This window comes from Streptomyces sp. NPDC002176 (assembly GCF_044903645.1).
In the GTDB taxonomy this organism is placed as follows: domain Bacteria; phylum Actinomycetota; class Actinomycetes; order Streptomycetales; family Streptomycetaceae; genus Streptomyces.
Window position 1 is genome coordinate 874,020 of record NZ_JBJDQW010000002.1, and the last position, 12,769, is coordinate 886,788.

The 12,769-nt window shown below is 71.1% G+C and carries 11 protein-coding genes; 3 read left to right on the forward strand and 8 right to left on the reverse strand.

Annotation, left to right across the window (positions count from 1 at the left end):
* Positions 1 to 7: 7 nt before the first annotated feature.
* A complete protein-coding gene (locus ACI2LY_RS12260) occupies positions 8 to 697 on the reverse strand; it encodes a haloacid dehalogenase type II (RefSeq protein WP_404707088.1) in 690 nt (229 codons plus the stop codon).
* 338 nt (positions 698 to 1,035) lie between these two features.
* A complete protein-coding gene (locus ACI2LY_RS12265) occupies positions 1,036 to 1,695 on the reverse strand; it encodes an NADPH-dependent F420 reductase (protein ID WP_404707089.1) in 660 nt (219 codons plus the stop codon).
* Between the two features lie 75 nt (positions 1,696 to 1,770).
* Here ACI2LY_RS12265 and ACI2LY_RS12270 point away from each other — a divergent pair, with 75 nt between their 5' ends.
* From ACI2LY_RS12270 to ACI2LY_RS12280, 3 genes are all read left to right on the forward strand, one after another.
* The gene (locus tag ACI2LY_RS12270) at positions 1,771 to 2,205 is read left to right on the forward strand and encodes a winged helix-turn-helix transcriptional regulator (RefSeq protein WP_404707090.1); all 435 of its coding nucleotides are present in this window, start codon (positions 1,771 to 1,773) and stop codon (positions 2,203 to 2,205) included.
* Between the two features lie 795 nt (positions 2,206 to 3,000).
* Positions 3,001 to 3,831 (forward strand): helix-turn-helix domain-containing protein, encoded by an 831-nt coding sequence (locus tag ACI2LY_RS12275; protein WP_404707324.1) that lies wholly within the window; start codon positions 3,001 to 3,003, stop codon positions 3,829 to 3,831.
* Complete coding sequence (locus tag ACI2LY_RS12280; protein ID WP_404707091.1) at positions 3,828 to 4,025, forward strand: DUF397 domain-containing protein; 198 nt, start codon at positions 3,828 to 3,830, stop codon at positions 4,023 to 4,025. The genes ACI2LY_RS12275 and ACI2LY_RS12280 overlap by 4 nt, the downstream gene beginning before the upstream one ends.
* Positions 4,026 to 4,082: 57 nt before the next feature.
* On the opposite strand, the gene ACI2LY_RS12285 is transcribed toward ACI2LY_RS12280, so the two are convergent.
* From ACI2LY_RS12285 to ACI2LY_RS12310, 6 genes are all read right to left on the reverse strand, one after another.
* On the reverse strand, positions 4,083 to 5,045 hold the full coding sequence (locus ACI2LY_RS12285) for an ABC transporter substrate-binding protein (protein ID WP_404707092.1): 963 nt from the start codon (positions 5,043 to 5,045) through the stop codon (positions 4,083 to 4,085).
* A gap of 1 nt (position 5,046) precedes the next feature.
* The gene (locus ACI2LY_RS12290; RefSeq protein ID WP_404707093.1) at positions 5,047 to 6,993 is read right to left on the reverse strand and encodes an ABC transporter permease; all 1,947 of its coding nucleotides are present in this window, start codon (positions 6,991 to 6,993) and stop codon (positions 5,047 to 5,049) included.
* Positions 6,993 to 8,147 (reverse strand): glycine betaine/L-proline ABC transporter ATP-binding protein, encoded by a 1,155-nt coding sequence (locus ACI2LY_RS12295; RefSeq protein ID WP_404707094.1) that lies wholly within the window; start codon positions 8,145 to 8,147, stop codon positions 6,993 to 6,995. The genes ACI2LY_RS12290 and ACI2LY_RS12295 overlap by 1 nt, the downstream gene beginning before the upstream one ends.
* A complete protein-coding gene (locus tag ACI2LY_RS12300) occupies positions 8,144 to 9,676 on the reverse strand; it encodes a GMC family oxidoreductase (protein ID WP_404707095.1) in 1,533 nt (510 codons plus the stop codon). The genes ACI2LY_RS12295 and ACI2LY_RS12300 overlap by 4 nt, the downstream gene beginning before the upstream one ends.
* A 51-nt stretch (positions 9,677 to 9,727) precedes the next feature.
* Positions 9,728 to 11,248: an aldehyde dehydrogenase family protein gene (locus ACI2LY_RS12305; protein WP_404707096.1), complete on the reverse strand. Its 1,521-nt coding sequence runs from the start codon at positions 11,246 to 11,248 to the stop codon at positions 9,728 to 9,730.
* A gap of 222 nt (positions 11,249 to 11,470) precedes the next feature.
* On the reverse strand, positions 11,471 to 12,748 hold the full coding sequence (locus ACI2LY_RS12310) for a hypothetical protein (RefSeq protein ID WP_404707097.1): 1,278 nt from the start codon (positions 12,746 to 12,748) through the stop codon (positions 11,471 to 11,473).
* Positions 12,749 to 12,769: the final 21 nt, after the last annotated feature.

Consider the following 12,769-nt stretch of genomic DNA (forward strand, 5'->3'; position numbering starts at 1 on the left):
CTCCTCCCTAGACGGGGTCGAGCTGATCGGCCAGGGCGGCCAGGTCGTCGGCGTGCAGGTCGAAGGTGTCCGCGGAGGTGGGCGGGTCGCCCACGGGGCGGGCCACGTACGCGGTGCGCAGGCCGAGGGCCTGTGCTCCGCGCAGGTCCCAGGCGTGGGCGGCGACCATCAGAAGCCGCTCCGGCGGTCGCCCCGAGACGGTGACGGCGAGCTGGTAGACCGCCGGGTCCGGCTTGTAGGTCCGGGCGTCCTCGGCGGACAGGGCCTGGTGCCAGCGCAGTCCGGCGTGGGCGTTGAGACCCAGCAGCGCCGTCCGGCTCGCGTTGGAGAGACCGATCAGCGGGAACCGTCCGGCGAACCGGGCGAGCCCCGCCACGGTGTCGGGCCACGGCGGGAGCCTGCGGCCTGACAGGGCCAGCGCCGCCACAGCGGCCGGGTCCTCGACTCCGGCGGCCTCGGCGACGAGCCGGGCGGCTTCCAGGTCCAGGACGTGACTGGTCACGTAGGGCCGGGCGCCGTCGAGGACGCGACGCTGCTCGCGGTCGATGTGCTGCTGCCACAGCGACAGCAGCTGCTCGACCCCGGGATCGTCAAGAGCAGGGGCGAGTTCACGAATGCCCCCGCGAATGCCGGCGGGTTCGTCGACGAGCGTGCCGAGCACGTCGAACACGACGGCATCGATCTCTGGCTCTGACATGGGATGAAGTCTCCTGGACGAAGCAGAGGCGTAGGAGTGGCCGTCGTCCCAACGCGACCGGAAGCCAACCGGATTCCCGGGCAGCGCAGCCTGCGCCGCCGCCGGACGGGCTCGTCGGCTGCTGCCGCTGTTGCGCGAGGCCGTCGAGGTGACGGCTGGAGCCGAACGCGGCTCGCGAGTATCGATCCCGCGACACGCACCCGTTCCGTGTCTCGGCGATCAGCCGCCGGAGGCCCGCCTGCGAAGCTCGGCGGCCCAACTGCTGGACGCCTTCACCTCGTCCGCCAGTTGACCCGCACCGTTGCCGCACACCTTTCGCCCGCCTCGGCCGAGTGCGATCACAGGCCCTTATGGGGCGGTCCGGCCGCGTAGGCCAGCGGAGGGGCGATCGCTTGGGCGTCCGCTCCCTCGCCGACCCACAGGGCGATGAACAGCGCGGCGGTCGCTTCCAGGAGTCCCGCACGTACGAGACCGCCGCCGGACACGGGTGCGCAGCCCACGTCCCGCACCAAGTCGTTCACCCGCGCGAGGGCGGTCTCGTCGTCTCCGCAGACCGGTACGGCCAGTGGTCGTCCGTCGAAGACGGGCGGCCGCATGCGCCACACGTCCTCGTGGCAGAGGTTGAAAGCCTTGACCACGTGGGCTCCTGGTGCCGCCGCGGCAAGTCGCTGCGCGGCGGAAGGACCTCCTTCCGTGAGCAATCCGAAGCCCGGCCCGACCGGGTTCGAGCAGTCGAGCAGCACCTTGCCCTCCAGGGCCGCGCGCAGGTCCCGCGCCACGTCTGCTCCCGCCCCGAAGGGCAGCGCGGCCAACACCACCTCACCGGACTCGGCCGCCACGCGCAGGCCAGCAGGCTTCGCGCTGCCTCCGATGCGCGTCGCGAGCCGCTCCGCCCTGTGTGGGTCCCGTCCCCCGATGGTCACCTCGTGCCCGGCCCGCACCCAGTGGGTGGCGAGTGCGTCGGCCATGTTGCCCGTGCCCAGTACGCCGATTCTCATCGCGCGCGGTCCTCTCCATGCCTGATTCGATCGTTCACCCCGACGCTAGAAGGCCGTTCGGGCACCATGTGGTACGTGCCGACCGACGCCTTCCTCGCCGACTGCCGCGCCCGCCTCGCCTTCGACCTGCTCTCCAACACCTGGAACGCCGTGGTGCTCTGGGCACTGCGCGAAGGCCCCAGGCGCCCGGTCGAATTACGAGAGCGGATCGGCGGCATCAGCTCCAAGGTCCTCACCGAGACCCTGCGCCGACTGCAGTTCAACGGACTGGTCGACCGGCAGACCGATGACGACCGCCCATCCCGGGTCGAGTACCAACTCACCGCTCTGGGAGAGACCTTGCTTTCGCCCATCGATGCCGTCGGCGCATGGGCCTTCGATTACGGCGACGAGGTCATGGCAGCCCAGTGCAGGTGGGCGAGTGCGGGTTCCACAACCCAGCGTCATTTCGACAGGGGTTCTCAGTCCTGCAACATGTCGGAGAACTGCCAGGAGTGCCCCGGCGAGTGACCGGCGAACAGGGTGCACACCTCTCGCCGGACGGGGTCGGCGGTGGCGTCGGACAGGTCGCACGGCCGGAGGATGACGCAGGTGAACTCGTCGCCCTCCCACATGACCCACAAGTGAGAGTTGCGGCTCAACTCGCACAGGAAATAGGCATGTTTGCCGCTGTGCCGCCTGCTCAGTTCGCACACAAGGCGGTCGTGCAGGTGCGGGGGGAATTCCGCGTCAGCCGGGACGCCCTCGACGGACCGTGCGTCCACCATGTCCGACCACGGCGACGGGGCAGAGGCGTTGCAGAGGTACATGGTCGCTCTCCTCGCGTAACCGGTGGGTAGTTCCCACGGCTTATTTGATGTGCGTGCCACGAATGAGCCGCGAGAACCGGACAACCAGTTGTTTCATCGTTCGCTCTTCACTGGTTTCACGGGCTCAGTGGTCACAGGTACTCACCCCGGCTTCGGGCATTGGCGCGGGCGATCTGAGCCCGTAGGCGTTGCTCCGGACTGGCCGGCCGCATGTCCTCGGGAGCCGCGTCCCATTCCCTGCCACCGGTGACCGGCCGGAAGGACCACCGTCCGCACCACTCACCCCGGAATTCACCGACGCGCTCCTGCGCGTCCACCATGAGCGTTCCGACGGGTGGCGGCGAGGGGACTTCCTGCCGTTCCGCAGGCGGGGATTCACCGGGCACGACGACCGCTCCTCTCCGTAGCCATTCCACTACCAAGGAGCATCAGCGTGTCCTACAGTCGACACGTCATCAACTTGCGCGGTCTGAGCGAAGAGTTGGAGTGATCTCTGCTGAACCGGAAAGAGTTGGACCCGGAGAACTCGCCAGAAGAGGCATTCGGCAAACGTCTTCGCACGTTACGGGATCAGCGCGGCTGGACCCAGGACGTATTGGGCGAGCGCATGGGGTACTCCGGCACCCATATCTCAGCGGTGGAAACTGGTCGACGCCCTCCAACTCCCCACTTCGCGGCGAGCGCCGACAAAGCGTTCGGTACGGGAGATGAGTTCGATCGCCAGGGCCGAGCCGTCCGCAACACCGGCCTACTGGAGGGCTTTCCGGAGTACGTGCCGCATGAGAAGCGGGCGGTGGAGATCCGGCTTTTCATGCTGGGGATCATCCCCGGCCTGCTCCAGACACCCGAGTACGCCGCTGCCATCACGACCGGCGCCGTCCGACGAGGGGCGATCACGGAGCAACAGGGGGAGGAGCGGCTGACGGCACTCATGGATCGTCAAGCTGCTCTGAAGCGGACGCCGGAACCCATGATTCACGTCGTTCTCGACGAGAGCTGCCTGCTGAGGCAGGTAGGTGGCCCCGAAGTCATGGCGGAGCAGCTGAGCAGTCTGATCCGCTTCGCCGAGCTGCCGTCCACGGTGCTGCAAGTGGCTCCGTACGAACTGGGTGAGCGCCGGTCGTACGACCTTCCCATCAACCTGCTGACGCTGGCGGACAGGACGCACGTCGCCTACGCAGAGTCTTCCCACAGAGGGCAGTTGGTACGGGAAAGCGCGTTCGTCCTGCCTGCGCTGACGGCCTACCATCAGCTACAGGCGGAAGCGCTCGGGCAGGCGACTTCCGTTGCCATGATCGAACAGCTTCGAAAGGGCACCCCGCGATGAGCGACACCCCACGTTGGTTCACCTCCTCCTACAGCAGCAACGGCGGCGACTGCGTGGAGGTCGCCACCAACCTTGCCGCCACGAGCGGTGCGGTGCCGGTCCGGGACTCCAAGAGCTCTGGCGGCGCTGTGCTGAAGCTCTCCGCAGGCTCGTTCTCCGCGTTCGTGGCCGGGGTCAAGGCCGGCGCCGTCTGAGCTCGTACGGAAAAGTGCCGGGCGACGGATTATGAGTCCGCCGCCCGGTATCCACTGTCAGGGAAGCCAGCGCTTCCACTTCGCCGGGTGGGCGTCGACCCACTTCTTCGCGGCCTTCTCGGGGCTGAGCTTCTGCTCGGCGATCATGAGGGAGACCTCGTTCTGGTCCTCGGTGGTCCACTGGAACTTCTTGAGGAACGCGGCGCCCTTGCCGCCGGAGCGGGCGAAGTCGGCGTTGAGGAACTTGCGGAGCGGGGTCTGCGGGTAGGCGCAGGTGATCTTCGCGGTGTCGGTGTCGCAGCCCTCCTTGTAGGGCGGGAGCTTCACCTCCGTCATGGGGACCTTCTTGAACAGCCACTGGGGGGTGTACCAGTAGCTCAGGAAGGGCTTCTTCTCCTTGGCGAACTGCTTGATCTGGGTGATCTGCGCGGCCTCGGACCCGGCGAAGACGACCTGGTAGTTGAGCTTCAGGTTCTTCACCAGGGCCTTGTCATGGGTGACGTAGGCCGGGGAGCCGTCCATGATCTGGCCCTTGCCGCCGGACTCGGCGGTGCGGAACTGGTCGGCGTACTTGTTGAGGTTCTTCCAGTTCGTGATGTCCGGGTGCTGCTTGGCGAAGTACGTCGGCACGAACCAGCCGATGTGCCCGGTGACGCCGAGCCCGCCCGCGTAGGTGACGGTCTTCTTGTCGTGGACGTACCGCTTCTCCTGCTCGGGGTGGCTCCAGTCCTCCAGCAGGGCGTCGACGCGGCCCTGGCTGAGCGCGTCCCAGGCGGGGATCTCGTCGACCTGGACGGTGTCGACGCGGTAGCCCATCTTGTGTTCCAGCAGGTACTTGGCGACCGCCACGTTGGACTGCGCGCCCACCCAGGACTGCACGGAGATGGTCATGCTCTTGGCGCCGCCCGCGTTGGCGAACGGGCTCGCCTGCTTGGTCATGTCGGCGGCGCCGCAGCCGGTGAGCAGGGCGAGCGCGGACGCGGCGGCGACGCTCACCGAGAGGGTCGTACGGAATCGCATGTCACGCTCCCTTCTTCGCGCGGCGGCCGGTGGGCTGGGTGACCCGGTCGAGCATCAGGCCGAGGCAGACGATCGCGGCACCGGCGACCAGGCCGGTCGCCAGGTCGCCCTGGGCGAGGCCGAACGCGACGTCGTAGCCGAGGGCGCCCGCGCCGACCAGACCGCCGATGATGACGACGGCGAGGACCAGCACCACGCCCTGGTTGACGGCGAGCAGCAGCGAGCGGCGGGCCAGCGGGAGCTGGACCTGCCAGAGCTGCTGGCGGCCGGTGGCGCCGAGCGAGCGGGCGGACTCCAGCGCGGCCGGGTCGACCTGGCGCAGGCCCTGCGCGGTGATCCGGACGACGGCCGGGAGGGCGTAGACCACGGCGGCGGCGACGGCGGGGGCGCGGCCGACGCCGAACAGGGCGACGACCGGGATCAGGTACACGAACTGCGGCATGGTCTGGAACACGTCCAGCACCGGGCGCAGCGCCCGGTCCACCCGGTCGCTGCGAGCGGCCCAGATGCCGGTGGCGATGCCGAGGACCAGGGTGACGGCGACGGCGGCCAGCACCTGGGACAGGGTGTCGAGGGAGGAGTCCCACACGCCGAGCACGCCGATCGCGGCCATGGCGAGGGTGGCGGTCAGCGCGGTGCGCCAGGTGCCGATCAGCCAGGCGAGCCCGGCCACCAGCAGCAGGACCGACCACCAGGGCAGCGCGCGCAGGCCGTCGCGCAGCGGGTCCAGCATCCAGGTGGTGAAGTGGGCGGCCCAGTCGGCGGTGCCGCCGATGACGGGGACGCCGGAGTAGAGGTGGGCGGTCATCCAGTTGACGGCGTGGTTGACCGGCTCCGCGATGTTCAGGGTCGCGCCCCCGGGCCATTCGGCGCCGCCGAGCAGCCGGGCGACGACGGCCGCGGCGACGGTGCCCGCGAGCGCGAGCAGCCACACCGTGCGGCGGGACTCGCCGGTGTCGTCGGCGGCACGGCCCGCGGCGGCGGTCACCCGGTCCAGCACGATGGCGAGCAGCACGATCGGGATACCGGCCGCGAGGGCGGCGCCGACGTCGACGGAGGCGAGCGCCTGGTAGACGCGGTCACCGAGGCCGCCCGCGCCGATGACGGAGGCGATGACGGCCATGGACAGCGCCATCATGATCGTCTGGTTGAGGCCGAGCAGGAGTTCCTTGCGGGCCAGCGGGATACGGGCGGTCAGCAGCCGCTGGCGCGGGGTGGCGCCGAGCGAGCGGACGGCCTCCAGCACCTCGGGGTCGGCGCCGCGCAGGCCGAGCGCGGTGAGGCGGGCCATCGGCGGGGCCGCGTAGACCACGGTGGCGAGGACGGCGGCGGGGACGCCGATGCCGAAGACCAGCACCACGGGCAGCAGGTAGGCGAAGGCCGGGAGCACCTGCATGGTGTCCAGCACCGGGCGCAGCGCGCGGTCCAGCCGCTCGGAGAGCCCGGCGGCGAGGCCGAGCAGCACGCCGACGGCGACGGACGCGAGCACGGCGGCCACCATGAGCGCGAGCGTCTGCATGGTGGGCAGCCACATACCGAGCGCGCCGCAGGCGAGGAACGCCACGGCCGTACCGGCGGCCAGCTTCACCCCGGCGACCCGCCAGGCGACCAGGGCGCCGAGCGCGGTGACGCCGACCCAGCCCATGGCGAGCAGGGCCAGGTAGACGCCGCGTACGCAGAGCACGACCGCGTTGCTGATGTGGCCGAAGAAGTACAGGAACAGCGGGTGGGTGTCCCGGTTGTTCATCACCCAGTCGCTGGCGTCGCCGAGCGGTCCGGTGAGGCTCACGGTCAGCGCGTGCGGCCAGTGTCCGCTGCCCCAGCGGCTGTCGAGCAGCGGGACGAGGATCACGGCGGCGACGGCGAGCGTGAGGAGCTTGGCCGCCGGGCGGGACTTCAGCAGGGCGGGCAGGCCGCGGCGGGCGGTGGGGGCGGTGATCGTGGCCATCAGACCGCCTCGCGCTCGGGGGCGGCGGCCACGAGGGTGGGCTCGGCCTCCCGCTCAGCCTCCCGCTCGGCGGGGGCGGCCAGGCCGGTGCCCGCGACCACGTTCAGCAGCGCGTCGGAGTCGACGACGCCCATGCAGGTGCCGTCGTCCATCACGCGGGCCGGTTCGCCCGCGCGGGCGACGGCCTCGATGGCCTCGGCGACCGGGGCCTCAGGGCGTACGGCGGGGCCGCTGCCCGCCTCCTCGAGGGTGGCGGGGCGCATGGCGGTACGGCAGGTGACGACCTGCTCGCGCGGCACGTCGCGGACGAACTCGCGGACGTAGTCGTCGGCCGGGGAGTTGACGATCTCCTCGGGGGTGCCGAGCTGGACCACGCGGCCGTCGCGCATCAGGGCGATGCGGTCGCCGAGCTTGAGGGCCTCGGAGAGGTCGTGGGTGATGAACACCATCGTCCGGCCCTCCTCCTCGTGCAGGCGGGCCACCTCGTCCTGCATGTCGCGCCGGATCAGCGGGTCGAGCGCGCTGAACGGCTCGTCGAAGAGCAGCACCTCGGGGTCGACGGCGAGGGCGCGGGCGAGCCCGACGCGCTGGCGCTGACCGCCGGAGAGCTGACCGGGACGGCGCTTCTCGAAGCCCTCAAGACCGACCTTGGCGATGACCTCGGCGGCCTTCTCGCGGCGCTCGGCGCGTCCCATGCCCTGGATCTCCAGGCCGTAGGCGACGTTGTCGAGGACCGTGCGGTGCGGCAGCAGGCCGAAGTGCTGGAAGACCATCGCGGCGCGGTGGCGGCGCAGTTCGCGCAGTCGGCCGCGGTCCATGGCGCGTACGTCCTCGCCGTCGATGGCGATGGTGCCCGCGGTGGGCTCGATCAGCCGGGTCAGACAGCGCACCAGGGTGGACTTGCCGGAGCCGGAGAGGCCCATGACGACGAAGACCTCGCCCTTGCGGACCTCGAAGGACACGTCCCGCACAGCGGCCGTGCAGCCGGTCTCGGCGCGCAGCTCGGCGGGGCTGAGCGCGGCCAGCTCGGGGTCGGCGGGGACGCGCTCGGGCTTGGGTCCGAACACCTTCCACAGGCCGTCGACGGCGAAGACGGGCGCGTCGGACCCTTCGGTCGAGGTGGGCGGCTTACGGGTGGGAACAGTGAGCGTCATCGCGCGTCACCACCGATCAGTTCGACGGCCTTCTCCCCGACCATGAGCACTCCGATCATCGGGTTCACCGCGGTCATCGTCGGGAAGACGGACGCGTCGGCTATGCGGATGCCGTTCAGACCCCGGACACGCAACTCGGGGTCCACCACGGCGAGTTCGTCATCGGCGGCGCCCATCTTGCAGGTGCCGGCCGGGTGGTACACGGTGTGCGCGACCTTGCGCGCGTACTCGCTCAGCTCCTCGTCGCCCTGGACCTCGGGTCCGGGGCAGACCTCGCGCTTGAGCCAGTGGGCCAGCGGCTCCGACTTCGCCACCTCGCGGGCGATGCGGATGCCGTCGACCAGGGTCTTGGCGTCGTAGTCGTCCTCGTCGGTGAAGTACCGGAAGTCCAGCGCGGGCTTGACCTCGGGGTCGGCGCTGGTGAGGTAGAGACGGCCGCGGCTCTTGGGCTTGGGGATGTTCGGGGTCATGGAGACGCCGAACTCGGGCCGCTCGTAACCCAGTCGCTCCGGATTGTCCGTGAACGGGATCTGGTAGAAGTGGAACATCAGGTCCGGGCCCGCGTGTTCGGGGTCGCGGCGGACGAACAGGCCCGCGTCGGAGTCCATCGCGGAGTTCTCCGGGATGGGTCCGTGGGTCTCCCAGACGATGACCGACTCCGGGTGGTCGAGCAGGTTCTCGCCGACCCCGGGCAGGTCCAGCACCACCGGGATGCCGAGGGCCTCCAGGTCGGCGCGCGGGCCGATGCCCGAGTGCATCAGCAGGCGCGGGGTGTCGACGGCGCCCGCGCAGAGCACCACCTCGTTGCGCGCCTTGACCAGCAGTTCCTGGCCGTCCTTGGTGCGCACGTGGACGCCTTCGGCGCGGGTGCCGTCCAGCTCCAGCCGGTACGCCCAGGTCTCCAGGAAGAGATGGAGGTTGGTCCGCTCGTCCATCACCGGGTGCAGGTAGGCGACGGAGGCGGAGGAGCGCTTGTTGTTCTCGGGGTGGTAGGAGAGGTCGAAGAAGCCGACGCCGTCGGTGAACGGCTTCTTGTTGAAGCCCTCGACGCGCGGCACCCCGAGCGTGGACTGCGCGGCGTCCACGAAGTCCCGGGCGATGGCGTTCCGGTCCTTCTCGTCCACCGAGACGATGTTGTTCTTCAGCCGGGCGAAGTACGCCTCCATCGGGACGGCGCCCCAGCCGGTCGCCCCGGCCTGCTCCCACTCGTCCCAGTCGGAGGGGAGCGGCTTGAACGAGATCAGGGTGTTGTGCGAGGAGCAGCCGCCGAGGACGCGGGCGCGGCTGTGCCGGATGTGGGAGTTGCCGCGCGGCTGCTCGGTGGTCGGGTAGTCGTAGTCGAGGTCGCCGCCGAGCAGGCCCATCCAGCGGCGCAGCGTGAGCACGTCGTCGCGGTCGACGTCGCTCGGGCCGCCCTCGATGACGGCGACGGTGACGTCCGGGTTCTCGGTCAGGCGGGAGGCGATGACGGAGCCCGCCGTGCCGCCGCCGACGACGACGTAGTCGTACTCGTGGATGTCTTCGGGCATGGGGTGTCTGACTCCTGGGGGCAGGGAGGTCGTACGAAGGTCTGGAGAGGCTCAGCCCGCGAACCAGCGCACCGGGCTCGGGGCCAGGTTCTGGTACACGTGCTTGGTCTCGCGGTACTCGGCGAGGCCGGCGGGGCCCAGTTCGCGGCCGGTGCCGCTCTTGCCGAAGCCGCCCCACTCCGCCTGCGGCAGGTAGGGGTGGAAGTCGTTGATCCACACGGTGCCGTGCCGCAGCCGGGCGGCGACGCGCCGGGCGCGGCCGGAGTCGGTGGTCCAGACGGCGCCCGCGAGGCCGTACTCGGTGTCGTTGGCGAGGGTGACCGCCTCGTCCTCGGTGCGGAAGGTCTCGACGGTGAGGACCGGGCCGAAGACCTCTTCGCGCACGACGCGCATCTCGCGGTGGCAGTGGTCGAGGACGGTCGGCTCGTAGAAGTAGCCGGACTCGGGGCGGTCGGCGGTGGGCTCGGGGCGCTTGCCGCCGCAGACCAGGGTGGCACCCTCGGCGAGCGCGGAGGCGACGAAGTCCTCGGTCTTGGCGCGCTGCTGCTCGGAGACGAGCGGGCCGCACTCCACGCCGGGTACGGTGCCCCGGCCGAGCCTGATCTTCCGGGCGCGCAGGGCGAGTTCGGCGACGAAACGGTCCCGGACCGACTCCTCGACGATCAGCCGACCGCCCGCCGAGCAGACCTGGCCGCTGTGGATGAACGCGGCGTTGAGGGCCTGGTCGACGGCGGTGTCGAAGCCCTCCTCGGTGGCGCAGGCGTCGGCGAAGACCACGTTGGGGTTCTTGCCGCCGAGTTCCAGGGCGACCTTCTTCACGCTCGGCGCGGCCGCCTGGGCCACCTTGACGCCGCTGACCAGGCCGCCGGTGAAGGAGACCAGGTCGACGTCGGGGTGGTCGGAGAGGCGGGCGCCGACGGTGTGGCCGGGGCCGGTGACCAGGCCCGCGACGCCCTCGGGGAGTCCGGCCTCCACCAGCAGCCCGATCAGCGCGATGGTGGTCATCGGGGTGATCTCGCTGGGCTTGATCACGAAGGTGTTGCCCGCGGCGAGCGCCGGGGCGATCTTCCAACTCGCCTGGAGCAGCGGATAGTTCCACGGCGTGATCAGCGAGCAGACACCGACCGGCTCGTGCACGACGACGCTGTGGATGTCGGGCGAGCCCGCGTCGACCACCCGGCCGGGCGCCTCGGCGGCGACCAGGTCGGCGAAGTAGCGGAAGGCGTCGGCGACGCAGTCGATGTCGACGCGGCCCTCCTCGACGGTCTTGCCCGCGTCCCGGCTCTCCAGCAGGCCCAGCTCCTCGCGGTCGCGCACGAGGAGGTCGGCGACCCGGCGCAGCAGGGCGGCGCGCTCGGCGACCGGGGTGTGCGGCCAGGGGCCCTCGTCGAACGCGCGGCGCGCGGCGGCCACCGCCCGGTCGACGTCCTTGACGCCCCCCTCCGCGACCGTGGCGAACGGCCGTCCGTCCGCGGGGTCCAGGATCTCGCGGGTCTCCCCGGAGTCGGCTTCCAGCCACTCGCATCCCGCGTAGATGGTGGCCGTAGCCGGTCGTTCCGTTCTGTCCGCCATGATCGGTTTTGCCTTCCGTTCCTGTTCAGCCGCCCTGCGTGACAGAGCTGCCACGTCCGGGCGGATGACCGCATGCCCTCGTGCCGCGAACCGCATGCGCATTCAGTGGCTGAAAGTGTGCTGCGTCACGGAAATTACGGGAGAAAGGCGGAGGAATCGGGCACTGGAGGGTGGTATAGATCACGACGGCGGTACGCACTCCCGCGAACCGGGTCGATTCGATCAGTCCAGCGCCGCGTTCCCGGCCGGGTCGCAGTTCATGCCGGGCGGGCAGAACCAGGCGAGCGCGGTGGTGAGGAGTTCCAGCTCGTCCTCCCCGCCGTCGGCGTTCGCGCCGTACGCGGCGAGGGCGTAGATCTTGCCGTCGGCGGCGACGAACCGCTCGTCGTAGACGTGCCAGGTGCCCACCTCGGGCTCGTCCCGGATGGCGTCGGCCAGGTACTCCAGGCGGGAGCCGGTGAAGTCGCCCTCGTCGAGGTTGGTCAGCGCCAGCTTCTCGAAGCCGCGCGGCTTCGCGGTCTGGTCCGACAGGTACAGGTCGAAGGAGGCGTCCGGGGACGCCTCCGACACCTCGTACACCTGGAGCCTGCGCTCCCGGTCGGGGCTGCGGAAGTTGACCACGGACATGCCGTACTGGGAGGGCACCTCGGCCCGCTTCCATCCCTCGGGCACCGCGACCCGGAAGCCCTCGCTGTCGTCGCGCAGCTCGTATCCGGCGGGGGGCGCGCTGGGCGAGGGGGTCGGTGAGGGCGTGGGGGACGGGCTCGGGGTCGCCGGGGCGGAGGACGAGTGATGGACGACGGGGCGGGCGTCGTCGTTCTTCTTGTCCTTGTTGACGACCAGGGTCAGGACGAGGCTCACCGCGACCCCGGCCACCGCCGCGCCGACGAGCACCAGCCAGAGCACCCGGCGACCGGAGTCCTTGGCGGGCGGCTCGGGGGCCGGGTCGACGGGGGGCCAGGGGGCGGTGACCGGCAGCTCCGGGTTGGTGGCGGTGGGCGACCAGGGGGCGGACGGGGGGTCGGGGTGGTGCGCGGGGGGCCAGGAGGCGGTCGGCGGGTCCGCGGGGGCGGAGGGCGCGACGGGGGGCCAGGCGGGGGACTGCGGCTCCGTGGAGGCGGAGGGGGCTGCGGGCGGCCAGGCGGCGGGCGGGGGCGTCCGCCGGTCGGCGGGGGGCCAGGTGGAGGCCGGGGGCTGGTCGGGGGTCGAGGAGTCGGTGGAGGTCGATTCGGTGGAGGTCGGGTCGGCGGACCCTGAGGACTCGGCCGGGGTCGAGGGGTCGGCCTCGGTCCGGGGAGCATCGGCGGGAGGCGTGCGGGGGTCCGCCGGGGGCCAGGTGGAGGCCGGGGTCGCCTCCGAGGGCTCGGCCGGGGGCCAGACGGGGGCCGCGGGCGGCTGGGCCGGGCGGGACGGCGGGGGTGGGGTCACCCCGGCCCGCTCGGCGGTGCCGTCCTCCCAGCGCTGGGTGTCCTCGTTCCAGTACCGCTCTCCCCCGCTCATCGCGGCCCCCCTTCTGGTCTT